Below are 24903 nucleotides of genomic sequence, written 5' to 3'. Positions count from 1 at the left end.
AACTCATGAACATAACTTCAACCTAAATTAAAACTTAAAACAGGTACATAATTATGGGTTTATTAGCAGCAGGAATTGGAGCAGGAATCGCAGCCATCGGCGCTGGTGTAGGTATTGGTATGATCGGTAAAGGGGCTGTAGAAAGTATTGCTCGTCAGCCCGAAGCGTCAGGTGATATCCGCGGAGCGATGATTCTTACCGCCGCTCTTATTGAGGGTGTTGCACTTATCGCCGCTATTGTTTGTATTCTTCTCGTATTCTTTGCGTAATCCTAAAAACGGAGATACATGTCGTTTATAATAGCAGCCGGTAACGGAGGCGGAGCTATCCTCAACTTCAGCAGTGGATTCGCCATCTGGGTAGCCATTACCCTCATAATATTTTTGGCCGTAATGGCAAAATATGCTGTCCCGTTGATAATGGATGCTCTCAGCGAACGCGAAAGCCGGATCAAGGAATCTCTTGAGTCGGCTGAAAAGGCGCTTGAGCGGGCGGAGCAGATCTCAAAAGACAATGAGAAGGCCCTCCGTGAAGCTGAAAGCAAAGCCCAGAAAATCCGCAAAGAGGCCATTGAGGAAGCTGAAATGCTCCGTTCCGAACGGATAGAAAAAGCGAAAGAAGAAGCTGCTCAGATTCTGGAGCAGGCTCGCGAAACCATTGAACAGGAAAAGAAACGCGCCATGCTTGAACTTCGTGATGAAGTGGCAAGGCTGGCCGTACAATCTGCCTCAATGATTATCGAAGCCGAGCTGGATGAAGAGAAAAACAGCAATCTGGTCAATAACTACATCGAAGATATCTCTAAAAACTAACCGATGATCACCAAAGCAGCCCGACGATACGCCTCGGCTCTACTGCAAATTGCCCAGGAGCAGGAGAATGTGGAGGCGATACTCAATGATATAGAGCTCATCAAACGTACTATTGAAGACTCAAGGGAGCTAAAACTCTTCCTAAAGAGCCCCATTATAAAGTTTGATGACAAGGCGAAAGCGTTGGATGAAATCTTCGGAGAAAAGGTTCAGGAGGTTGTTCGGCAGTTCATAAAACTGCTGGCACGTAAAAATCGAGTTGGCCTGTTGTACCCGATTACGCAGGCTTTTATTGAGCAGTACAATAAATACGCAGGTATTGTCGAAATAGATGTCTATGCCGCCCGGGAGTTGACGGAAAACCAAAAAAGCTCACTTCACAAAACCCTGGAAGCCAAGACCGGCAAACGGGTGAATATGCAGCTTTCGGTTGATGAGTCGCTGAGAGGTGGGCTGGCGGTCAGAATCGATGATACCGTCATTGATGGCACAATTAAGCATAAGCTGGAGCAGCTGGAAGAGTCGTTGTTAAGCACGGCCGCAGAGTAGAATTTAAATTCGATTATTAAAGTAATTAACACCAATGAGTCAAGTAAGACCTGACGAAGTATCAACAATCTTAAGAAAACAACTATCCGGCTTTGACAACGAAGCGGATGTATATGATGTCGGTACGGTCCTCGAGGTAGGGGACGGTATCGCACGCGTATACGGATTGTCAAAAGTACAGGCCGGAGAGCTGGTGGAACTGCCGGATTCCAGGGGCGAAGATGGAGAATCGATGCGTGGAATGGTACTGAACCTTGAAGAGGATAACGTCGGTATCGTTCTTTTTGGTGCCACCAGCGCCGTAGAGGAGGGCGATACAGTTAAACGGACCCACGATATCGCCTCGATCAACGTCGGAGATGGCGTGTTGGGGCGGGTTATCGATCCGCTGGGTCGGCCCGTTGACGGCAAGGGACCTATCTCCGGCGAGACGATCCGTGTTCCGCTGGAGCGAAAAGCACCCGGTGTCATCTACCGCGAGCCGGTAACGGAACCGCTTCAGACAGGTATTAAGGCTATTGACTCACTCATCCCGATCGGCCGGGGCCAGCGGGAGCTGATCATTGGCGACCGTCAGACCGGGAAAACTTCGGTGGCCGTTGATACGATTATCAACCAGAAGGAAACGCAGGATACCGACAAGCCGATTCACTGTATTTATGTCGCCGTCGGACAAAAGGGCTCCACGGTTGCTGGTATCGCCAAGACCCTTGAAGAGCACGGAGCGCTTGAATACACGACGATTGTATCTGCACCCGCCTCTGTTTCTGCTCCGATGCGGTATATCGCTCCTTTTGCGGGTGCGGCCATCGGAGAATATTTTCGCGATACCGGACGGCACGCCCTGGTAGTCTACGATGATCTTTCCAAGCAGGCGGTCGCCTATCGTGAGCTTTCCCTGCTGCTCAAGCGACCTCCCGGCCGCGAAGCGTACCCGGGTGATGTTTTTTACCTGCACAGCCGCCTGCTGGAACGGGCCGCCAAGATTATTGATGTAGATGAAGTGGCCCAAAAAATGAATAATGTGCCGGATCAACTCAGGCCCAAACTAAAAGGGGGCGGCTCACTTACGGCACTGCCGATTATTGAGACCCAGGCCGGTGATGTCTCCGCCTATATCCCTACCAACGTGATTTCAATTACGGATGGCCAGATTTTCCTCGACATCGATCTGTTTAACTCCGGCGTGCGTCCCGCTATTGATGTGGGAACCTCGGTTTCTCGTGTCGGTGGTTCTGCACAGGTCAAAGCGATGAAAAAACTTGCCGGAACAATGAAGTTGGACCTGGCCCAGTACCGCGAGCTTGAAGCTTTTGCGAAGTTCGGTTCCGATCTGGATCCCAGCACGCAGCGACAGCTCAAGCGTGGAGAACGGACGGTGGAACTGTTGAAACAGGATATCTACCAGCCGCTGGCAGTACAAGAACAGATTGCTCTGCTTAAAATCAATGATGAAGGCCTGCTCGACAAGCTGAAAGTGGATCAGATCGAAGAGTTTGAACAGAATTATATGGAAACGGTCAACGCCAAATATGACAAGCAGATGAAGGAGCTGGCGGCCTCGGGGGTTCTCAGCGACGAATTTGGCGAAAAGCTGGTTGACACCGCTCGAACCGTAATCGATCAAATCCTGGCAACTCAAGAACAAGAAGAGTCCTAATTCATGGCGAACCTGCGAGACATACGCAACCGAATTGAGTCGATCAAAAACACGCAGCAAATTACGCGTGCCATGAAAATGGTTGCAGCTGCAAAACTGCGGAAAGCTCAAAACAGGATCATCGAAACCCGCCCGTATGCCTCCAAAATGAAAGAGGTTGTGGGTCGGCTGGTGAAAAATGCCGGTGATCAGAATATTCTTCTCAGAAAACCGGAAAAGACGGAAAAAGTTCTCTTTATCGTTATCAGTTCGGACCGTGGACTTTGCGGTGCGTTCAACAATAACCTGTTTAAGAAGGTACAGGCAACGATCGAGGAAGATTTTAGCACATACCGGGAACAGGGAGATCTTTCCCTGATTACGCTGGGTAAAAAAGGCACCAAGCATTTTGGCAAGCGCGGCTATGAGCTTAGTCACCAGGATTCCAACTTTTTTGACAACCTCGAATACACAAAGCCGGTTGAGGTTATGAAAAAGGTAGTCGCTGACTTTAAAGCGGGTAACGTTGATGCGGTCTATCTGGCCTATAACGAATTCAAGTCTGTAATCGCTCAGAACCGGATCATAGAACCGGTTCTGCCGATCGACCCGTCAAAGCTTGCGGGTGAAGATACCAGTGAATCAATAGATTATATTTATGAACCCGGGGTGGAGTCCATTTTAGATGATCTGCTACCGCTGCACCTGAATATGCAGCTCTGGAAAGCAATTTTGGAATCTAATGCTGCCGAACAGGGTGCCCGCATGACGGCGATGGACAACGCCACGGAAAATGCGAAAGAACTTGAACGTGACCTGCAGCTTGAATACAACCAGGCGCGACAAAGTGCTATTACCACTGAAATTTCTGAAATCGTCTCTGGAGCACAGGCTCTTGAAGAGGCGTAAGTCGGGTCCAAACCGGAATTCCAGTTCAACATTATTTTATTGAAATTTGAAATATTGGAATTTATAATTTAGAGATTCAGGAGAGGTGGCAGAGTGGTCGAATGCGGCGGTCTTGAAAACCGTTGAGGCCTTATGGTCTCCGGGGGTTCGAATCCCTCCCTCTCCGCAAAACAAAGCCCCATTCCCAAGGATGGGGCTATTTCTTTTATAGGGATCCAGCACTCTTGTTTTGCAATCCTGTTTAAATAAAAGGGATTCAAGCGCGTTGAAGTCCAAAACTCTCATGATAAGAAATCCCATGATATGAACAGAAGAATACCCCTGCAGATAGCCTCAATCATTTTTATTTTCCTGATAGGTTTGCCTTCATTTACCGTGGCACAAGACACGCTTCAGATATCACTCGGAGATTTTATAGAACAGGGGCTGGAGCATTCCGGCCAGGTCGACTATGAGCGTCAGAACGTAGACCTGGCAGAAAACCGGATAAACCAGGCTCGTTCGCAGCGGTTTCTTCCCAGTTTTGAGTTAAACACCCAGCACGGGACTGTTCCGGGCGTGAAGAGCAGTACCAACCTTCCCAAAGATGAATGGTACCTGGACCCCAATTTGGAGAATGACTGGAGTAACTGGGCGATCTTTACCCGGGCCGAGGTGAGTGCAATTCAGCCGATTTTTGCCTGGGGAGCGTTGACCAATGCAGTGGATGCGGCAAAAGCGGGAGCCGAGGCGGCCCATTATGAGTTTCAGTCGAAGCAAAAAGGGCTCAAAATGCGGCTTTTCGAACTCTACTACAGCTATATTCTTTCCGAAGAGGTGAACCGGCTGCTTGAGGAGGCGCAGCGTAAGATCGATGATATTGAGCAGCAGATTGAGGAGGAGGTTAATAAGGAAGATTCCGATATTGATCAGACCGACGTCTACAAGTTCAGGGTGTTTAAATCGGAGTTTGCGATGCGGGCCGGAGAGGTGAAAGAGAATATCGAGTATATCAGGAACGTATGGAATTATGTACTCCGGTCCGATCCCGAAACCGTTTATATTCCAGGCGATCAATTTCTTGATCCCGTGGCGAACAAGATTGAGACACTGGACTATTACAAGTCACAGGCCCTGGAAAAAAGAGCGGAATTAAAAGGCATTGAGGCCGGCATTGAGGCGGCAGAATATGGAATTAAGGCGACCCGGGCGCAGAATCTTCCGATGCTTTTTTTGGGACTAACCGGCAGCTACGCCAATACACCAAACCGTCCGCGGCAGGACAACCCGTTTATCATCAACAATACCAACTACGCCTCGGCTGGTATTGGGATAGGGATACGACAAAATCTGGATTTTTTCTCTGCCAAGACGGATATCAAACGACGGAAAATTCAACACCGCCAGGTAAAATTTTTAAAGAGCGCGGCCGTTGATGGAATTATGCTGGAAATCAGTGACAGGTACAAGAATGCGAATATCTCGGAGGTGAAGGTGGATAAAACGGATGAAGCACTGGTAACCAGTAAAAATTGGCTTCGGCAGGAACAGTTGGACTACGATTTTGGTATAGGAGAAACAAAAGACCTTATTGATGCGATGCAGAAAGAGCTGGAACTTCGTTTACAGCTCAAGCAGCGCGTTTTTGAATTTAACAAGGATATGGCCGAATTGTACAACGCGGCCGGACTTCCGCTAACATCTTTAGAATCAGCTAAGTAGTTTTATGAGAAGAATAGTGTATTTATTGGCCGTATTATTCATCAGCAGTTCAATGTCTGTGGCAGCCCAGCGAGACAGTACCGCAATCCGCAACCTGCTGGATCAGCGCGACCAGCAGATAAAAGAGCTGCTTGGTCCCAAGGGCACCGAGTATACCCCTGAAAAGCGGCAAAAGTTAAAGGATATTATCAACGGGGTGATCGATTACTCCGCTATGGCAGAACATGCCCTGCAGGAAACGTATGATACCCTGAGTTCCACGGAACGGCAGGAATTTATTGATTACTTTTCCACTATTATCAGGGATCAATCCCTGAACAAGCTGGATATCTACCGGGCGGATGTTCTCTATAATACAATCAGGGTCAACGGAGATAGCGCCAGGGTAAACACCATCGCCATCCTGGAAAATGTACGCACGCCGGTAAGCTACGATATGTTCTTTCTGGATGAGAGCCAGCAGTGGGTCATTACGGATATGACTATCGATGATGTCTCCACGGCCGACTCCTACCGGCGGCAGTTCCAAAACATCATCCGAAAACGCGGGTACGATTACTTGCTGGACACCCTTAAAAAGCGGGCAGCCAAGTAAAGTTTTATTACAGCGTTATTAACTGTATATTTTTGCTCATTAATCTGGATAAATGCTACGATCAATCCACAAAAAAAAGTTAGCGCCCGAAGGCTATGTGTATGCCACTTATGGGCACCCCAAATACCTGAAGCATGCAATCGCATCGGTTGTGTCATTGCGCCGTTATGACGAGGAGCGTCCGGTAGCGCTGGTATGCGAGCAAAAGCACAAAAAAATTCTTGAAGAGCATGGATTGACCGAAGTTTTTGACGTTATCCATATCCTCGAGCCTGAACGCGCTTCTATTGTCGGGTTCAAACACAATATTCACGAATATCTGTTTTTTGAGAAAAACCTCTTTTTGGATGGTGATATGATCTGGTGTAAAAATCCGGATCCGCTTTGGCAGTCTTTCAAGCCCTACGCATTTACGGTGACCGGGACCCAGGTTTCGGATAACTTTTTTGGCGGTCCCAAAAATATAGGGGTAGTGAAGGATATTCTGCTGAGGCGCCGACAACGTACGCTCAGGCATTTTGGGCTGACCTATCTGAGCCGGGTGCAGACCGGGATGATTTACGCTCAGGACTTCAGCCTGACGAAAAAAGTGTGTGAGCTGGCCCAGAAGATGCTCGAACGAAAAAGAGAAACACATTTTCGGAGCCGCACCCTGGAACAGGGACGCAGCGAGGAGTCCTGCGAATGGAGCATCGCAATGGCGATGTCTAAACTGAATGTCCCCATATTTCCCTGGCTGCAGGGGCATACAAGCCCGCAACTGGACTATATTGCCGATTACACGGCCCACGATCCCGACTTTGAATACGTGGTTTGCACCTACTACTGCGACCGATTTGTATATAACCTGCGGGGCATTAAATCGAAATGGCTGCGAAGTCTGCTGACCAAACTATTTTCTCTCATCCCCGGCAAAGGCGATTACCTGAAAGCGACGCCATATCTTCTTCACTTTGGTTGGTATCATCAAAAACAGCCCTTCTACGAGTTTGCCGAAAAGACCTGGCACCTGCTTACTAGCGGTAAGAAAGAATTGATTCAGACTGACAGTAAGCTTAAACATGGCACCAACCAGTGATAAAACCGGTAGATGGAAATCGGTTTTACAAAAAATATCCCGTTACACCCTGCAGGCCGGTATCATCGGGTATCTTTTTTACAAGCTCTACGATATCGGGTTCAGCACGGTCATCAGATCTCTGCCGCTGGATCCGCTTTTTTACCTGATATTTATTGCGATCTATTTTTCGCTGCCACTCTCCGAGATTCTGATTTACGGCATCGGCTGGAATTTCAAGCCGATGCGGGCATTTATGATTTTTGTGCAAAAAAAAGTGCTGAATACCGATGTCCTGGGGTATTCAGGAGAGGTCTATCTTTTTTTCTGGGCGAAAAAAAAACTTAACATACCCGCTGAAAAAGCCCTCCACTTTATTAAGGACAACAACATCCTGTCCTCCATATCATCGACCTTTGTTTCCATCGTCCTGCTGATCTTTTTTTTTACGCAGGGGTATCTCAATCCCTTTGATTACCTGCCCAATGCTGATAACAGCTACATCTACGTGCTGGTGCTGGCAGGACTGCTGCTGCTCGGTTTTATGGGATACAAGTTTCGAAGCTATATCCTGTCAGTTTCGCTGGCAGAGGGCGTCAAGATCTCCTCCATCTATACCGTTCGGCTACTGATTACCAATCTGCTCCAGATTTTGCAGTATGCCCTGGTTAAGCCCGATATTCCCTGGGCCGTCTGGTTCAGCCTTATGGCTGTACAAATACTCTCAACGCGTATCCCGTTCCTGCCCAGCCAGGATGTGCTTTATGTGAACCTGGCGCTGGAGATGTCGGATCTCGTTCGGGTACCGGAGCAGGAGCTCGTGGGTATATTGACTGCGAACCTGATCCTGCAAAAGCTGATCGGGGGGATCTCCTTTTTACTTACATCGGCCCGCCAGTCGGCGGTAGAGACCATGCCCGACGACGAAGATCTACAGGAATACAAAACCTTTTCATAATCTCAAAAAAACTTCGACTGCATGCGCTACCATTACTACGTTGTGTTATTTCTTGCGATCATTTTCACGATTGCAGGTACAAGAATTCAGGCACAGCAAACCAACGCTGGAGATGGATATTTTTCAGTTGGTACGCAGTTCAATACCAACCTGTCCGGTTTTGATTCGGAACTGCCGTTCTGGCTGCATGCCAATAAACTGGGAATATACGATCAACGATCCGCCAACAGTCTGCTGTATACCGAATTTCAGCAACCGTTAGTGAATGGAGACCGTTTGTCCCTGCAGACCTCCGGCCGGCTGATGGGGCGGGCCGCCGAGGAGTCGACACTGGGCATCCATACCCTGTCAGCCACGCTGAATTACCGGTTTGTACGGTTTCGGGCCGGTAAGTTTGAGGATCCAATCGGCATGAATTATCACCCTCTTTCGTCCGGCTCCATGATGTACAGCCGCAATACGGAACCGGTGCCCAAGCTGGCGCTCCATACCGACGGCTTTGTTGACCTCCCTCTTACCCGGGGGCATCTGCAGTTCTCTTCCTACATAAGCCACGGGTGGTTTGAAGATTCCCGGTATGTGAAAAACTCGTACCTTCATCAGAAATATCTCTATCTGAAGATCAACTACAAGATGCTGGAGGTAATCGGGGGAATCATCCACAACGTGCAATGGGGCGGGCTGCATCCCGAGCGAGGGCAGCAGCCGAGCTCGTTTTCCGATTTCTGGCATGTGCTGCTTGCAAAAGGGGCCGACCAGGATTCAAACGCCCCGAGGGGGGAGGTCTCGAATGCACTCGGCAACTCTGTTGCGGCCTACGATTTCAACCTTCGGATCAGCCTGGACCGGTACCGCCTCACCTTTTACCGGCTCTTTTACCTTGAGGATAAAGTCTCCACCCGCTTTCGCAGTCCCTGGGATGGCATGTGGGGGGGCGGAATCGTCCGGAAGGCCGAACACCCGCTGGTAAAAGCACTACTGTACGAGCACCTGAACACCAAGCGGCAGGACGCTTTTGATTTCGAACCCCGGGGCACCGCCAGTTATTACAACAACAGTTTTTATCCCAGTGGGTGGACCTATAAAAACAGGGTGCTTGGAAATCCGCTTTTGTTGACAGACGGGTCGAATTACCGGCCCATCTATAACAACATCGTTGTCGCGCACCACTTGGGAGGCCGTGGATTTATAACGCCTCATATCGAGTGGAAGGCGTTTTATACCTACAGCCGGAACTACGGAACGGTGGGAGACCAGATTATTGAAACGCTGCCCCCGCCGCGGCAACATACGACCTACGGGAAATACCGCCCTCTGGAAGAGCTCAAGAAGGTCAATCATTCAATATATCTCGGCAGTTCGGTTTCTTTTCCGGGATATGAGCATCTGCAGCTTCGGGCCGGGCTGGCAGTTGATGTCGGTCAACTCTATGCCACCGACCGGCTGGGACTGAGCATCGGCGCCGAATACAATATTTATTAGTGTCACTACCGCTAAATTAGTGAAGTAATTAGCCACAGATATTCACAGATAAAAGGGTTTCGAAGACCCGGTATTTCACGAGTCATCTCAATGGATATCGCTATGCCGACTGGACCAGTCCTAACTTCTGGGATTCTTCCAGGTACATCGCAAAAGCCTCTTTTTCTTGTTCTGAAAGCTGAAATTTGGGATGACTGAACAGGTTTCCACGGATGAATTTGTGCCAGATATAGGCCAGCAGGTCAATCGGAGAATTGCGGATGCGGCGAAGAAAATGATCCTTTTCCCACGTATTACTTCCATGATAGCAGCGTATAAACAGGTGGGAATACCGGTCGGGTAGCTGTATGTATTTTCGATCCATCCATTCCTTCAGGAAAACGGTATCTTCAGCCCGCCGCGTGTGGGGATAGCGGACCGAGGAATCATTCCGGTGCATAATGCTGCCCGGTATCCCCTCCGGCAGCTTGCCAACATAGGGGTGGTGAAGATATTCCGGGGTATCCAGGTGCATCAGCGCACCGGAAAGACAACAGGCATCGTATCCCTTGTCCAGGTAGTCCGACTGTATCAGGATGCGGTCGGGGTGATACCAGTCGTCATCGTCCCACTGCACAAGGTACTGCCCGGTGGCCTGTTCAAGTGAAATATTTCTAAGTTTTCCCAGCGTATTGTCGTCAGAAGGTTCCAGCTTCAAATATTTCAGCTGCCCGGGGGGCACGGCGTCCAGCGCCTCGGAGAGATCCTGCTCGCCGTCATCAACAATTACCAGCTCTTTGTTGGCATAACTTTGATTGTTGAAACATGAAATGGAACGCTTCATCAAGTGTTTACGATTAGCTGTTACCATTAAACAGCTGACTTTTGGCCGGGTACTGTTCTTTCGATTTGAAATTGAATCTGTAGTTTCAGACATGTAAACTGTGCTGCCGATTAAATTGAAATATGAGATACCTAATGGCGTTTTTATGAACAGCAAATATACAGTATTGTTGAAAGTTTTAATAAAGGAGATCTGCAGTTGAAATATTTTATCGTGAAGAACCCCATTATTGTACTGTTCTTACTTATTTTAACCTTTGGTTCGGCAAAAGGACAAGATATTGACAAGAAGCTGCCCCCACTAGAGACAACAAGCGAGGGGGCGCTGCTGATCGACAAGTTTGAGGACGACCCGGTTGGAGGGCTGCCATCGGAGTGGTACAACCGGGACGGCAAGCGGAAGGCGGTTCACCCGGAGGAGAGCAAGTTATTCCACTACTCCATCAGGGAAGAAGCTGGAAATAAATTCCTGCACTATGCCCACACCGATGCCCGCCACCTGAACTTTCCACTGCTGAACCGGCCCAATGTCGATATTTATGAGCACCCGGTGTTAAGCTGGAAATGGCGGGTTAAAAAGCTGCCGGAGGGCGGAAATGAAAACAGCAGCGATCACAATGATGTGGCCGCAAGCATTTACGTTGTCTTTGATATCGGCCGGATTGCACTGGTGAAAAAAGTACCGAAGACCATACGTTATACCTGGAGCACGACGGTGCCCGAGGGAGAGGAGCTTTCCAAATTATTCGGGAACCAGAAAATTGTGGTAGTGGAGTCGGGCCCGGAAAAAATGGGAGAGTGGGTCACTTTTGAACGCAATATCGTAGAGGATTACCGAAGGCTGTTCGGGGACGATCCCCCGGCAACACCCATCGCTATTCTTATCTTAAGCGACGGTGACAGCACCAATTCCAAGTCCATTGCTGACTACGACGACATCATCCTGAAAAAAGCTGAATAACTTGGGATCCGGATCTCACTTCCCACCGGCAGGTGCTGACCCATTTTGTTGAATGAATGATTTCTCATGCAATGTGCGTTGAATGATGTTTTGTTGCCGGGCCTTCACGAAAAGAATATCAGGATTGAGAGAATCTGTCCGGCCCGAGGCTAACTTTATTACTATGAAATTCTTATTATTGGCTTCTTTGGAGCTACAGCAAATTTGAGCAACTGGCTATTTGATGGATAAACTTCTGAATTTATTACGTCCGCTACTTCAGCAAAACTATCGGTCCCCGTACTGGGTGGTTATCATAGGAGTGGTGCTGGCCGCAATTTCCGGTTATTATGCGCTGCAGCTGAGGATTGACACCGATATTGCCAACCTGTTGCCCAAAGCGAACGAGCATGTTCAGGCTCTGGAGCGGCTGCAAAATTCCGTCGGTGGAGAAACGGACATGCAGGTGGCTATTCAGTCTCCCAGTTTTGAGGACAACAAGAGGTTTGCCCAAGATCTTATTCAGAAAAGCCTGGAGCTTTACGACGAGCGCACCGATAACTACTTTTTTGAGCGGGCCGAGTTCAAAAAAGAGACTGAACTCCTCAAGGATAATGCGCTTTATTTCGCAACGGGCCGGGAGCTGCAGGATATTCGCCAGTATCTGCAAGACGAAATACAGGCGGCCAAGGAAGAGGCCAATCCCTTTCTGATCGACTTTGAAGAAGATGATGAGGAGTCAGCTGCCGACAGCACGCAGCTCAACCGGTTCGAGGAGAGCTATGCATCCCTGATCCCCTCCGAATATCCCGTGAGTGAAGATAGCACCGTCATGGTCGTTAAATTTTTTCCGACAGGTTCCAAGAGTGACCTGACCTATCTCGAGGATATGTTTGCCAAATATGATTCGCTGCTGGCCGAAATGAATCCCCAGTCATATAACAGTGAGATGGAGATTTATTACGGGGGGCGTCTGAAACGCCACCTGGAGGAGATCAACTCAATAATGAGTGACGTCTTCAACAGCTTCGCCTCCGGCATTTCCAGCGTCATAATCCTGGTGATGGTCTATTTCTTCGGTAAAAAATATTTCCGCTACCGCAGGGGTAGCAGCCACGAGCAAAATCACGGTTTTTGGCATCACCTTATCCGCCTGCCCGTGCCGGTGCTGGTCATCGGTATTCCACTGCTGATCAGCCTATTGTGGACGTTTGGAATCACCTATTTCGTGCTCGGTATGTTAAATACCATGACTTCGGTGCTCTTTGTGATCCTCTTTGGGATGGGGATCGATTATGGAATCCATTTCTATGCCCGGTACATCGAAATACGGTCGACGGGAATGAACATTCTGGATTCGCTGGAAGCAACCTACAACAAGACGGGTGCGGCGATCATGGTCAGCGCGCTTACGACTGCATTTTCCCTTTTTGTACTGGTACTGGCCAAGTTCAGGGGATTCTCGGAATTTGGCTTTATCGCCGGTACGGGAATCATGCTGGCCCTGTTCTGCATGCTCTTCATCCTTCCCTCCCTGCTTGTGATCTTTGAACGATACGGGTGGATTTTGCTGAACGAGGACCAGCAAACTTCAACCTCCGGGTCCGGACTTTTCAACCGGTTTCCTATAGCTCGTACAGTGGTAGTTTTGGGATTGATGATATCCGCAGTCGTCATTTGGAACAACCAGCACCTGCGCTTTCAATATGACTTTGGAGAACTGGAACCGGAATTTCCTGAGTATGAGCAGTTCCGCCAGGTGCAGAGCAAGGTGTTTGACGGCGAAAAACGGAACCCCGCGTACATTTTGGCCGACAACGAGACAGAGGTAGTGCAGATTTTGGAAAAGCTCCGCCAGAAAATGCGTACTGATACCACAAGTCCCACCATCCTGGATGTGGAAGCTCTGCAAGAGCGGTTTCCCCCGACCGACTCTTCGGCCACCAGTAAATTGAGGAAGATAGCGGAGATCAGGCAGCTGCTGAATGATCCCTTTATCAAGGACCAGGAAGACCCGCAACTGGAGAAGCTGCGCCGGGCGGCCCAAACCCGCAGTCCCCTCGACATAAGTGACATTCCCGACTATTTAAAAAGCAAGTTTGTAAACAAAGACGGGGAGATCGGCAATTTTGTGATCGCCTACCCGAGCGTGGGCCTTGCAGACGGTCGCCAGTCGATCGCTTTTAAAAATGATGTCGGTCAAATAACTCTGGACAACGGCAAAACATTTTATGCCGCCAGCACCTCTATCATTGCAGCAGAAATGCTGGAACTGATGCGCAACGAGAGTCCCTGGATGGTGGGGGCCACCTTTACGATGGTGTTCCTGCTGATGTTTTTCTCGTTCCGCTCCCTGCGGTGGACCATCATCGGCATGCTGCCGCTGGTTGTGGGACTGCTCTGGCTGTTTGGTATTATGATGCTGACCGGAATGATGTTCAACTTCTATAACCTGGTGGTGCTCCCGGCCATCCTGGGAATCGGGGAGGATAACGGCGTGCACCTGGCGCACCGCTACCGGGATGAAGGCAGCAACAGCATGTGGGAGGTACTCTCCAGCACCGGCCAGCATGTAACAGTCGGCTCGTTGACTACTATGCTGGGCTTTTCCGGCCTGCTTTTTACCACGCACCCGGGGCTTCAGTCGCTCGGTACAATGGCAGTTATCGGCATCGGTATGACCTGGCTCACAGCCGTAACCTTTCTACCGGCCTTGATCCAGTGGCTCGAAGATAAAAACTGGATACAGTTCTAGGAATTGTTGAATTACTGAATTATGTAATGTGAGGTGAACTCGGTTTAAGAATTCAGCAAAAGCCCATGTGATTTCTAGCTGAATACTTCCAATTGCTGTTTATTTTTGAAAGAGGAAAAAACAACATAACTTCGCCGGCTGGAAAGGCAGAACGATAAACTGATTTTGGGACCAGCCATATCTCGAGTCAAGGTAAATTGAATTAAAAGCGATCAGAAGTCTGAGACAAATAGTACTTCCATTCCCTAATCAAAATCTCCCTTCAAACCGTAATTCAACAATTCAATAATTCATCAGTTCCTACTGCTTCCAGAAGGTGGGGGTAAATATCAACAGTACGGTAAAGACCTCGAGCCGGCCTATCATCATCAGCATGATGAGCACCCATTTGCCCAGGTAGGGGACATGGGCAAAATTGTTGGTGGGGCCAAATGCTCCCCAGCCCGGCCCGATATTACCCAGGCAGGCGATGCTGGCTCCCGTGGCGGAAAGCAGGTCGTAGCCGAAGGCGGAGATGATGAGCGTTCCCATCCCAAAAATAAGTATGTAGAAAATAAAGAAGCTGAGTACGGTCCGCTGGATATTGGGATCCACAATTTTATCCCCGATGCGTATGGGGAGGATCGCCTTGGGATGGATAATCTGTTTAATCTCCCGCATGGTGTTTCTGAGGATGATGAGCCACCGTATCATTTTAATGCCTCCGCTGGTAGATCCCGCGCAGCCGCCGGTAAAGAAGAGCAGAAACAGCGTAAAGGCCCCGAGCGGATACCACAGCTCGTAATCGCTGGTGCCAAAACCGGTCGTCGTGACGATAGATACCACCTGGAATGAGCCGTACCGCAGGGCTTCTCCCAGGGAATAGCTGTTGAACATAACGAGCGAAAAGCTGACAACAAGCGTTCCCCCGAGTATTACCAGGGTAAAAAAGCGGACCTCCCGGTTTTGGAAAAATGAGTTCGTATCGCCTCTGAGCAGGCGGAAATGGAGGGCAAAACTAATGCCCGCCAGGAACATGAACAGCGTGATAACAAGATCGACGTAGACCGAATCAAAAGCTGCAATACTCGCATTTTTGGTGGAAAATCCGCCGGTCGCCAGGGTCGCAAATGCATGATTAAGCGCATCAAACCAGTCCATTGACGGATGGACCCAAAGAAGAAAAAATTCAGCTGCAGTAAACGCCACATATACCACCCACAAAAGTTTGGCCGTCTCCTGTACCCGCGGGGTGAGCTTGTCAGTGGTGGGACCGGGCGATTCCGCCTGAAAAAGCTGCATGCCCCCGATTCCCAGCAACGGCAGGATCGCAATGGAGAGTACGATAATGCCCATGCCGCCCAGCCAGTGCGCCAGCGATCTCCAAAACAGCATGCTGCGCGGGATCGCTTCTATCTGTGGATTGACAGTACCGTCGCTGGCTGTGCCTCCCAAAATGGTAGCCCCGGTGGTTGAAAGACCGCTCATTGTTTCAAATACGGCGTCTGTATAACTTGGAATTACCCCGGAAATGAAAAAGGGGAGGGCTCCAACCAGTGATAGAAACAGCCAGGTGAGGCTCACAATCAGAAATCCCTCGCGAATACGCAGCTCTTGTTTGGGTTTGAACAGGTAATACAGCCCCCCTCCCACAATAAAGGCGATGGATGCCGAATAGAGAAAGGAGTGCCAGGTTGTACCCTCATAGACAAGGTCGATGGCAATGGGAATAAGCAGGGCAAAACCAAGAAAAAAAACAAAAGAACCCAGGATACCCAGTACCGTCAGAATATCAATATTGGGCCGGTTAAGGCTGCGACTTATTTGTGACCGGGAATTCGCCATTATTGAAAAAGCGTAGTGATTTTTTCGACAGCCTCGGGCAGACAGAAAACGATTACCCGATCGTTGGCTTTGATTTGCGACTGGCCGGTCGCTATCTCCACGCTCCCGTTGTGCTGAATTCCCCCGATTACGCAGCCTTTTGGGAAGTTTATCTGTTGTATCGGCTTTTTGACAACCTTTGACTTGGGGGCTGCCTGGAGCTCAATAACTTCTGCCTTGATCCCCTGCAGGGCGGTAACGGAAATAACGCGACCCCGCCGAACATAACGATGGATTTCATTGGAAGCGGCAGATTTTTTGTTGATGGCCGCATCCAGCCCGATGGTTTGGCTCAGGGGGATATAGTCGGATTTCGAAACCAGCGCTACGGTTTTTTTAACATCCATGTGTTTGGCCATAAGGCAGGAGATAATATTGGACTCCTCATCATCGGTGACGGAGATAAAAGCGTCGGTGTCGGAGATACCCTCGGTAGCCAGCAGGTCGGGATCGGTCGGGTTACCGTTGAGCACCAGCACATCCTTCAGGTCCTGTGCCAGCTGCACGGCCGTGTCGTAATCCGGTTCAATGAGCTTGATCGTCCAGCTTTTTTCCTGGTCGCAGAGCAGCCGGGCCACCATCTCACCCACCGGCGTTCCCCCGGCAATCATAATAGTACTAATTTCGGTCTCAATTTTGCCGGTTGTTTTTACTACCTCGGGGATAGACTCCGTCTGAGCCAGTACAAAAACCTGGTCAAGAGCCTGCAGGCGGACTGTTCCGCTCGGGATAATGGTAAGGCCCCGACGGGCAATTGCGACTACCCGGAAGGTGATATCAGGGAACATCCGGGCGTATTCACTGACTGTTTTTCCCACAAGCTGGGAGTTTTTTTCCAGCCGTAGCCCGATAATCTGCATCTTGTTGTCGGCGAGATTGATCACATCGGTGGCGGTAGAGCGTTTGATGAGCTGGACAATCTCCTGGGCGGCGCTAAGTTCAGGATGAATCATCACATCGATTCCCAGATCGGTGGGCTTCAGCGGGGAGTTGGGCCGGGACAGTTCGTCATTGCGGATCCGGGCAATTACCATGTTGGTGCCAAGGCGTTTGCTGAGCATGGAGGCGATCATGTTCACCTCGTCGATACTGGTCACCGCAATGGTAATATCCGCATCCTTGACGCCGGCATCGACAAGATCTTTGGCAGAGGTGGCGTTCCCCTCGTGGCAAAGCACATCGAGGTTTTCGGTCACCTTGTCCAGGGCGTCCTTGTTACGATCGAGAACAATGACATCATGCTTCTCCTTGGAGAGCAAGCTTGCAAGGTCATACCCGATTTCCCCGGCACCGATGATTACAATCTTCAAAAGAGGATAAGTTGGTCAGCGTTGATTCAGATTCAGATAATGATGATCTGTACTTCATCCATTACCATGGGTTCAAAACATGAATCAAGTATAAAGAATTTTCGGCTGTAACTAAATATTGGATATAGATTAGGAATATCAGCGCAGGATGTGATGAATAGATGGCTGTTCATGCAGTTGTCAGATTTCATCTAAATGTTACCGCTATATCGCGCTAGCCTGCTTTTCTCACCAGGAGATTGGTTCGTGTGCAAGGCGATTTCCAACTTCAACGCAGCAGGCGGGACTATTTCGTAGCCTGCTACACACTGTGAGATTTATCCCAGCCTTAGAATTAAGGTAACTTGCTTCCTGTCAAGGCATTACACGAATTCAGACTTTAAGAAATGCAGGCTAGAAATAGAGGTCCCTGAATTGCCCGGCAGTCGCCTTTCTGTATCGTTCAGAACATCAGCTGCAGCTCTTTAAATCCATTCATTTTTAAAAGATATAGCTTTTCAAGTGTTCGCTTGATGTAGTCGGTAGCTGCATCCTTTTAGGTAGAATGGTATCAACATTTCTTTTGATTTATACGATGGAGCCTGTATCTTTTGCGAGTGTATTGGTTCCCTGCTTCCGTTTTGCGAAGTGGGATTAAAAGGGAATCCGGTGTTTCCCCATGTCAACTGGTGGAAGAGTCCGGAGCATTCCCCGATGCTGTAATTCCCAGCCCTGCTTGCAGGGTTTAGGATCATTCGTTGATAACCACTGTCCGTTTTTTTTGCAAAAGGGAAAACGGGCGGGAAGGGGCGAATGATCGGGATAAGCCAGAAGACCTGCCAGTGCATCTGCATTCGTAGCTTTCGGGAGAAAAGCGAAGAATAAATATTCGGTGCGCTATACCGGTATTTATGCCCTTCTGGACTTCCCAAAGGTGCGAATGATGTATTTAATCATCATTTGTAACCTAAATATAGTTTAATCATGCAATTCTCATTTCAACGCAACGCAGGGCTTGCGGTCCTGTTGTTCCTGTTCGCGGTACCTTTTTCAGTTTTTTCCCAAATCGATACCACCGGGACTTATCAGCTGGATGAAATTATTATCAGCGCCAACCGGTGGGCGGAATCTCCCCAGGGCGTGGGCCGTAATGTGACAGTCATCACCAGCCGGGAGCTCCGCAACGCAAACGTTTACAGCGTGGGAGAGCTGCTGGCGGAGCAGCAAAGCATGCACCTGGTGGGCATCGGCCAAACACCGGGTTCCCTGCAAAATGTGTTCCTGCGCAATGCCAACAGCAGCCACTCGGTGGTTATGATTGACGGCGTGCGTATCAGCGACCCCTCAACCGCTTCCAACAGTATCGATCTGTCCGAGCTTTCGCTGGCCCGCGTGCAGCGGATTGAGATCGTCCGCGGTTCTCACAGCACCTTGTATGGCTCGGCGGCCATCGGCGGGGTTATCAATATCATTACCCGCGGGCAGGAGTCGCCCGGCGTTAGTGGAAATATCAGCACGCGTCACGGCACTTTTGGAAGCAAAACCTACTCCACCGGCAATCAGCTGGACCTGAACTATTCGTCCCGGGGTGGGTTTTATGCGGATTTTGGCATTGCCCAGGGACTCACCAACGGGCTGGACGCGACGATCGACACCGTCCAGAATCCGCCGGACTTTAATCCCCGGGATCGAGACGATTTTAATAAGCTGGACCTGTCTGGAAAGCTGGGGTACAGGACTGAGACCTACGGGGTGTTTGCCTCCTACCGGCGTGCGGATCAGACCAGCGACATTGACCAGGGCGCCTTCAGCGATGCCCGCGACGCCCAGACCGATTTTCAGCGTGATTTTTACACCTATGGCGGCTCACTGGAGCTTTCGAACAATATTGAACTGCAGTACAATGGGGCCTATTCGGACTTGGCCCGCGATGTGGTCAACGATTCTTCCATAACAGATGAGGCCGGAAATTACGACGGCAGCTATACCGAGACCAATGCAGAGGGTACGCTCTGGGAAAACGAGCTGACCGCCGGTTTTCAGACCAGTGGCGTCTCGGGGATCGTGGGAATCGGCAATACCCAGCAGACCATGAGCACGCGAAATTATACCTACCTGAGTTCTTTTAACTTTGAATCTGAAACCGACCTGGATTCTCTCGATCTGAAAGAGACAGTTAACCACGTGTTTGTTCACACAGAATTAGGCGGTAAATTGATCGGTGAGGTCCTGGAGCCGTTTAGCCTGGGACTGGGCAGCCGGTTGGTGAACCACAACGAGTTTGGCAGTCATTTTACATTTGAGATCAATCCCAAGGTGCAGCTTTCGCCCTCTGCGCTGGTGTATGGTGCGCTAACCTCCGGGTTTAATGCCCCGTCGCTCTATCAGCTGTACTCCCCGGCCACCTCGACCGGCTATGTTACCAATCGTGGCAACAACACACTGGAGCCGGAGACCTCCATCTCGTACGAACTGGGATGGAAGCAGACGATCAGTTCGGCCGTGCAGATCAACCTGTCGCTGTTTCGCACCAACGTAGATAATGTGATTGAATACGTTTATTTGTGGAATGGGGATAAGGCCGTTGAGAATCTCGGCTCGATGGACTACCGGGGTGACACGTACATGAACGCTTCTGCACAGACCGTCAATGGGGTTGAGCTGGGTGTGGAAACGCGCCTCGGCAGCAGTGTGGCGCTGGGTGGCAACCTGGCCTACACGCATTCTACGCTGGAATTTAGTCCCGCCAACCTTGACGGGGAGTACACCGATGGCAGCCACGTTCAGATCTATGAAAGCGGGGAGTTCGTGACCTCAGAGAAAGAGATTGGATCACTGACCCGACGCCCGAGCATTACGGCAAATATTAATGCCACCTGGCAGGCGACTGACAAGCTGAGCATCCGTGCAAGCAGCCGGTTTGTGGGTGAGCGGGATGATGTGTTCTACAGCTCCGCGCTCGGTCCCGGTTACTACGGCGCGCTGGATCTATCCGAGGTGGATGGCTACAATGTGTCTGATCTGAGCCTGCGCTACAACGTGTTAGAGGAGCTCTCCGTGATCGGCAAAATTGAGAATGTTTTCGATTCCGATTATACCGAAATCAACGGCTACAGAACCAGGGGACGGGGCTTTTCACTGAAGGCGCAGTATACGTTCTAACCGCTTACAACGTTATTTATGCAGCCCTCTCTTCTGACTATAACCGGAGAAGGAAGAGGGGCTCATTGACGAGGTAGGGCTTTGCTCATTGTATTTGTAACCATGCAGAAGATGTTTTTGATTTTATAATTCTGATTCCTGTCTTTTGGAGTATAGTACCTCATTTCGAGGACGGGGAGATGCATTTCGGTTCCACTCATTAATAACAGGGTGGGTCCCCGGGGCTTCTCGATATTGGATCATTCCAAATATCATTAAGTCCAGACAGTTTAAAAGCTGAAATAAACTGGAATTTATTCCTGTACTGATCGATGGAAAATTCCAGGCCTTCAGCGGTTTTTATTCCATTTTCAGCATCAATTGTTGAAATGTGGATAACTCCCGTGAGCTAATTGGAGAACAGCTTTCAGAAACTTAAATCGGCCGTCAAGTTCTTCAAACAGGTTATTTTGTTTTTTCAGTATCCAAAATCAAACGGAAAAAAAGATCTGGGGTGGAGCCAAAAGTTCAGTGAAATTGCTGGATATTAACAGGGGTGAACAGATGCCCCAATTGAATTGTTGATAACTTCCCGCTTTTGTGGAAAAGTATTTGGTCATTTTGCTTGTCCCCTCGGTCGTTGATTTATATTATTATCAAGAATCGCGTCAGTAACTATATCCCATTTCAGCTCAAAATATTTACTCTCTCTCAAATAAAAAGTATACACTAGGAGACACTATGAAATTTACTCGGTTTTACACCCAGGACAACTGGGACTCCCCATTTGGAGACCTTACGTTTGTGTCCCGAAAGTCGGAGATAAAGAACCCCGACGGATCGGTAGTATTCAATATGGACGAAGTAATCGTACCAAAGCCCTGGTCGCAGGTATCAACGGATATCATTGCCCAGAAATACTTCCGTAAAGCAGGCGTGCCGGCTGAAGTCAAGAAGGTTGCTGAAAAAGGCGTACCAGAGTGGCTGCAGCGGTCCAAGCCGGATGAGAAGGCGATGAAGGATCTCGATGAAGATGAGAGATACGGCAGCGAGCACGACAGCCGACAGGTATTTCACCGCCTTGCCGGCTGCTGGACCTACTGGGGCTGGAAGCATGATTACTTTGACTCTGAGGAAGACGCAAAAATCTTCTACGAAGAGCTCTGCTACATGCTGGCTCACCAGATGGCCGCCCCGAACAGTCCGCAGTGGTTTAACACCGGCCTGCACTGGGCGTACGGAATCAACGGGCCGGCGCAGGGACACTACTATGTAGATGGCAAAACCGGGGAGCTGAAACAGTCGGAGGATGCCTATACCCACCCGCAACCGCATGCCTGCTTTATCCAAAGCATCGATGACAACCTGGTGAACGAGGGTGGAATCATGGATCTTTGGGTGCGCGAGGCACGGTTGTTTAAATACGGATCCGGAACCGGGTCGAACTTTTCAGCTATCCGCGGAGAGGGAGAGCCGCTGAGCGGGGGAGGCAGATCATCCGGACTGATGAGTTTTCTAAAAATCGGCGACAAGGCGGCCGGCGCAATTAAGTCCGGTGGCACGACCCGGCGTGCAGCCAAGATGGTGACGCTGGACCTGGATCACCCGGATATAGAAGAGTATGTCAACTGGAAGATGCATGAGGAGAAGAAGGTTGCCTCTATTGTGGCGGGTTCCAAAATTCTGGAGAAGCACCTGCGAAAAATTATAAAGCTGTGCCATAAGCCTGTCGAGATCGATGGCCGCACCTTTAACGGGGAAGCCAGCCGCGATCCCTTGAAAAACAAGGAACTTGGCAAGGCGATCAAGGAGGCCAAAAGTGATTATGTGCCGCTGAATTATATAGAACGGGTTGTCCAGCTTGCCGAGCAGGGCTATACCGACCTTGAATTTGAAACCTACAACACCGACTGGGATTCCGAGGCCTACGGAACGGTAAGCGGGCAAAATTCCAACAACTCAGTTCGCATGCCCAACGACTTCATGAAGGCGGTCAAAGAGGATGACGACTGGAACCTGTACTGGAGAACCGAAAAGCGGAACGCTGAAAAAGAGGGACGGGAGCCCGAACCCTCCAAAACGATTCGCGCCCGAGACCTGTGGGATGATATCGCCCATGCGGCCTGGGCCTGTGCCGATCCCGGAGCCCAGTACCACGATACGATCAACGAGTGGCATACCTGTCCTGAAGATGGACCGATCAAGGCCAGCAACCCGTGTTCAGAATATATGTTCCTGGACAACACGGCGTGTAACCTGGCATCACTCAACCTGATGAAGTATTTCAAAACGGAGGAATGTAAAGAGTTTGATGTGGAGTCGATTAAAAACGCCTCCCGCATCTGGACCGTCGTGCTGGAGATTTCGGTACTGATGGCTCAATTCCCCTCCAAAGAGATAGCGGATCTCTCCTACATTTACCGGACGCTGGGACTCGGGTACGCCAACCTCGGCGCGGCCCTGATGGTACAGGGAGTACCGTACGACAGCGACGAGGGATGCGCTATTGCCGGTGCCCTGACCTCCATGATACACATGGGCGCGTATGCAACCAGCGCCGAGATGGCGAAAGAACTGGGCACATTTGAAGCGTATGAACGCAATGAAGAGCATATGCAGAGGGTGCTCCGCAATCATCGGCGGGCGGCCTACAATGTCGATCCCGACAAGTATGAAGGGCTCACCGTCAAACCGATGGGGATTGACGCCAGCACCTGTCCCGATTACCTGCTAAAAGCCGCCCGTGCGGAATCGGATCGCGCAGTTGAGATGGGAGAAAAGCACGGGTTCCGTAACGCCCAGGTAACCGTTATTGCCCCTACCGGAACCATCGGTCTGGTTATGGACTGCGATACCACCGGCATCGAACCCGATTTTGCTCTGGTCAAGTTTAAGAAGCTGGCCGGCGGCGGTTATTTCAAGATTATCAACCAGAGTGTGCCGAAAGCGCTCAAGAAGCTGGGATACAGTGCCGGCGAGATTGATGATATTATCAATTATGCCAAGGGCCACGGTACATTGGAGGAGTGCCCGCATATAAATGAAGAGAGCCTGCGCGAGAAGGGGTTTGACGACGATCAGCTGGAAGCGATCGAGGAGGCCCTGCCCAGCAGTTTTGATATCAAGTTTGCCTTTAACCAGTGGACGCTGGGCGAGGATTTCTGCAAGGAGGTGCTGGACCTGACGGAAGAGCAGCTGGCCAATCCCCAGTTCGACATGTTGCGCCACCTGGGGTACAGCAAGGAGCAGATCCAGAAGGCAAATGACTATGTATGCGGAACGATGACCGTCGAGGGAGCTCCACACCTGAAAGATGAGCACCTGCCGGTATTTGATTGTGCCAACCGCTGTGGACGCATCGGAACACGCTATATCAAACCCAAGGGACATATTCGCATGATGGCGGCAGCCCAGCCGTTTATCTCAGGCGCAATTTCAAAGACCATCAACCTGCCGAACGAGGCAACAGTTGACGATTTCAAGGATGCGTATATGGATTCCTGGGAGCTGATGCTCAAGGCCAACGCACTGTACCGCGACGGCTCCAAACTCAGTCAACCGCTCAACAGCCTGAGTGACGTGTTTGACGAGCTGGAAGATGACGAGGAGCTCGATGAAGAGACAGCCGTTGCCCAGGATGAGGTAGTCAAAACGGCCGAGAAGATCATCCACAAGTATGTGGCCAGCCGCAAGCGGCTTCCGAACCGGCGCAACGGGTATACCCAGAAAGTGAAGATCGGCGGGCAAAGCGTTTACCTGCGCACCGGCGAATACGAAAACGGGCAAATCGGTGAGATTTTTATCGACATGCACCGAGAAGGCGCCGCCTTCCGCAGCCTGATGAACTGTTTTGCCATCGCAATTTCGCTGGGCCTGCAGCACGGGGTACCGCTGGAAGAGTTTGTGGATGCCTTCACCTTCACCAAGTTTGAACCCAGCGGCACAGTGCAGGGAAATCCGCATATCAAGATGACCACGTCGGTAATCGACTACATCTTCCGTGAGCTCGCGGTTACCTACCTGGGGCGTGATGACCTGGCCCATGTACCTGCCGAGGAGATTCTTACCCGCAAACTACGTCCTTCTGAGAAAAAGCAGGAACAGGACGCAGACCCGACCAAACGCCCCCAGATGAGACAGAACCCGGAACCGAAAACGGAGCCGGTCGCTGGTGGAGCTCCCTCAACACAGCAGGCTCCGGAGGAAGCCGAGGGAGATTACGAAAGCGACTATGAACGGGCCAAGCAGCTCGGCTATACCGGCGATTCCTGTCCTGAATGCGGGAGCATGACGATGATCCGCAACGGAACCTGCCAGAAATGCATCACTTGTGGGGCGACCACGGGTTGCTCCTGATAAATAAGTGAGTGATTCTGCATAACATATTAAAA

17 protein-coding genes, 1 tRNA gene and 1 riboswitch are annotated in these 24903 nt (G+C 50.2%); of the genes, 15 read left to right on the top strand and 3 right to left on the bottom strand.

The annotated features are described in order from the left end of the window. Positions 1–53 precede the first annotated feature (53 nt). The 11 genes from atpE (at position 54) to ACG2E4_RS01580 (ending at position 9702) form a co-directional block, all read left to right on the top strand. The gene (gene atpE / locus ACG2E4_RS01630) at positions 54–269 is read left to right on the top strand and encodes an ATP synthase F0 subunit C (RefSeq protein WP_310683858.1); all 216 of its coding nucleotides are present in this window, start codon (positions 54–56) and stop codon (positions 267–269) included. 18 nt (positions 270–287) lie between these two features. After that, complete coding sequence (gene atpF, locus ACG2E4_RS01625) at positions 288–812, top strand: F0F1 ATP synthase subunit B (protein ID WP_395260503.1); 525 nt, start codon at positions 288–290, stop codon at positions 810–812. A 3-nt stretch (positions 813–815) separates the two neighbouring features. Then, a complete protein-coding gene (gene atpH / locus ACG2E4_RS01620; RefSeq protein ID WP_395260502.1) occupies positions 816–1361 on the top strand; it encodes an ATP synthase F1 subunit delta in 546 nt (181 codons plus the stop codon). 34 nt (positions 1362–1395) lie between these two features. Then, the gene (atpA, locus tag ACG2E4_RS01615; protein ID WP_395260500.1) at positions 1396–3021 is read left to right on the top strand and encodes a F0F1 ATP synthase subunit alpha; all 1626 of its coding nucleotides are present in this window, start codon (positions 1396–1398) and stop codon (positions 3019–3021) included. Between the two features lie 3 nt (positions 3022–3024). Further along, positions 3025–3909 (top strand): ATP synthase F1 subunit gamma, encoded by an 885-nt coding sequence (gene atpG, locus ACG2E4_RS01610; protein ID WP_395275529.1) that lies wholly within the window; start codon positions 3025–3027, stop codon positions 3907–3909. A gap of 79 nt (positions 3910–3988) precedes the next feature. Beyond that, positions 3989–4075: transfer RNA gene (locus tag ACG2E4_RS01605), tRNA-Ser, on the top strand. A 137-nt stretch (positions 4076–4212) separates the two neighbouring features. Then, on the top strand, positions 4213–5610 hold the full coding sequence (locus ACG2E4_RS01600; RefSeq protein WP_395260497.1) for a TolC family protein: 1398 nt from the start codon (positions 4213–4215) through the stop codon (positions 5608–5610). Positions 5611–5662: 52 nt separating this feature from the next. Next, positions 5663–6205, top strand: a complete 543-nt coding sequence (locus tag ACG2E4_RS01595; protein ID WP_395275528.1) for a phospholipid-binding protein MlaC — start codon at positions 5663–5665, stop codon at positions 6203–6205. A 52-nt stretch (positions 6206–6257) separates the two neighbouring features. After that, complete coding sequence (locus tag ACG2E4_RS01590; RefSeq protein ID WP_395260495.1) at positions 6258–7283, top strand: hypothetical protein; 1026 nt, start codon at positions 6258–6260, stop codon at positions 7281–7283. Continuing rightward, positions 7267–8220: a hypothetical protein gene (locus ACG2E4_RS01585; RefSeq protein WP_395260493.1), complete on the top strand. Its 954-nt coding sequence runs from the start codon at positions 7267–7269 to the stop codon at positions 8218–8220. Before ACG2E4_RS01590 ends, ACG2E4_RS01585 begins: the two co-directional genes overlap by 17 nt. Positions 8221–8241: 21 nt before the next feature. After that, positions 8242–9702, top strand: a complete 1461-nt coding sequence (locus ACG2E4_RS01580; protein WP_395260491.1) for a capsule assembly Wzi family protein — start codon at positions 8242–8244, stop codon at positions 9700–9702. 100 nt (positions 9703–9802) lie between these two features. On the opposite strand, the gene ACG2E4_RS01575 is transcribed toward ACG2E4_RS01580, so the two are convergent. Beyond that, positions 9803–10552, bottom strand: a complete 750-nt coding sequence (locus tag ACG2E4_RS01575; protein WP_395260489.1) for a glycosyltransferase family A protein — start codon at positions 10550–10552, stop codon at positions 9803–9805. A 171-nt stretch (positions 10553–10723) separates the two neighbouring features. On the opposite strand from ACG2E4_RS01575, the gene ACG2E4_RS01570 reads away from it, so the two are divergent. Both ACG2E4_RS01570 and ACG2E4_RS01565 read left to right on the top strand, forming a co-directional pair. Continuing rightward, positions 10724–11485, top strand: coding sequence for a DUF3047 domain-containing protein (locus tag ACG2E4_RS01570; RefSeq protein ID WP_395260487.1), 762 nt, complete (start codon positions 10724–10726; stop codon positions 11483–11485). Between the two features lie 223 nt (positions 11486–11708). Further along, on the top strand, positions 11709–14219 hold the full coding sequence (locus tag ACG2E4_RS01565; protein ID WP_395275527.1) for an RND family transporter: 2511 nt from the start codon (positions 11709–11711) through the stop codon (positions 14217–14219). A gap of 300 nt (positions 14220–14519) precedes the next feature. Here ACG2E4_RS01565 and ACG2E4_RS01560 read toward each other — a convergent pair whose 3' ends face one another. Continuing rightward, entirely contained in the window at positions 14520–16043 is a 1524-nt protein-coding gene (locus tag ACG2E4_RS01560; protein ID WP_395275526.1) for a TrkH family potassium uptake protein, read from the bottom strand. Further along, positions 16043–17392, bottom strand: coding sequence for a Trk system potassium transporter TrkA (gene trkA / locus ACG2E4_RS01555; RefSeq protein ID WP_395275525.1), 1350 nt, complete (start codon positions 17390–17392; stop codon positions 16043–16045). Before trkA ends, ACG2E4_RS01560 begins: the two co-directional genes overlap by 1 nt. 585 nt (positions 17393–17977) lie before the next feature. Continuing rightward, positions 17978–18230, top strand: a riboswitch (cobalamin riboswitch). 125 nt (positions 18231–18355) lie between these two features. Between trkA and ACG2E4_RS01550 the strand changes: the two genes are divergently transcribed. After that, positions 18356–20533, top strand: coding sequence for a TonB-dependent receptor plug domain-containing protein (locus ACG2E4_RS01550; protein ID WP_395260479.1), 2178 nt, complete (start codon positions 18356–18358; stop codon positions 20531–20533). 720 nt (positions 20534–21253) lie between these two features. Then, entirely contained in the window at positions 21254–24868 is a 3615-nt protein-coding gene (locus ACG2E4_RS01545; protein ID WP_395275524.1) for a vitamin B12-dependent ribonucleotide reductase, read from the top strand. Positions 24869–24903: the final 35 nt, after the last annotated feature.

The sequence above is a fragment of the Halalkalibaculum sp. DA384 genome, from assembly GCF_043951955.1.
GTDB lineage: Bacteria > Bacteroidota > Rhodothermia > Balneolales > Balneolaceae > JAMQKA01.
Note: the sequence above shows the minus strand (reverse complement) of the source record. Positions and strands in the feature narration are given on the sequence as shown.

Coding starts and splice junctions, on each gene's coding strand:
- atpE (WP_310683858.1), top strand. CDS start 54: ATGGGTTTATTAGCAGCAGGAATTGGAGCAGGAATCGCAGCCATCGGC.
- ACG2E4_RS01590 (WP_395260495.1), top strand. CDS start 6,258: ATGCTACGATCAATCCACAAAAAAAAGTTAGCGCCCGAAGGCTATGTG.
- ACG2E4_RS01575 (WP_395260489.1), bottom strand. CDS start 10,552: ATGGTAACAGCTAATCGTAAACACTTGATGAAGCGTTCCATTTCATGT.
- atpG (WP_395275529.1), top strand. CDS start 3,025: ATGGCGAACCTGCGAGACATACGCAACCGAATTGAGTCGATCAAAAAC.
- ACG2E4_RS01595 (WP_395275528.1), top strand. CDS start 5,663: ATGTCTGTGGCAGCCCAGCGAGACAGTACCGCAATCCGCAACCTGCTG.
- ACG2E4_RS01585 (WP_395260493.1), top strand. CDS start 7,267: ATGGCACCAACCAGTGATAAAACCGGTAGATGGAAATCGGTTTTACAA.
- atpH (WP_395260502.1), top strand. CDS start 816: ATGATCACCAAAGCAGCCCGACGATACGCCTCGGCTCTACTGCAAATT.
- ACG2E4_RS01600 (WP_395260497.1), top strand. CDS start 4,213: ATGAACAGAAGAATACCCCTGCAGATAGCCTCAATCATTTTTATTTTC.
- ACG2E4_RS01580 (WP_395260491.1), top strand. CDS start 8,242: ATGCGCTACCATTACTACGTTGTGTTATTTCTTGCGATCATTTTCACG.
- atpF (WP_395260503.1), top strand. CDS start 288: ATGTCGTTTATAATAGCAGCCGGTAACGGAGGCGGAGCTATCCTCAAC.
- atpA (WP_395260500.1), top strand. CDS start 1,396: ATGAGTCAAGTAAGACCTGACGAAGTATCAACAATCTTAAGAAAACAA.
- ACG2E4_RS01565 (WP_395275527.1), top strand. CDS start 11,709: ATGGATAAACTTCTGAATTTATTACGTCCGCTACTTCAGCAAAACTAT.
- ACG2E4_RS01550 (WP_395260479.1), top strand. CDS start 18,356: ATGCAATTCTCATTTCAACGCAACGCAGGGCTTGCGGTCCTGTTGTTC.
- ACG2E4_RS01560 (WP_395275526.1), bottom strand. CDS start 16,043: ATGGCGAATTCCCGGTCACAAATAAGTCGCAGCCTTAACCGGCCCAAT.
- ACG2E4_RS01545 (WP_395275524.1), top strand. CDS start 21,254: ATGAAATTTACTCGGTTTTACACCCAGGACAACTGGGACTCCCCATTT.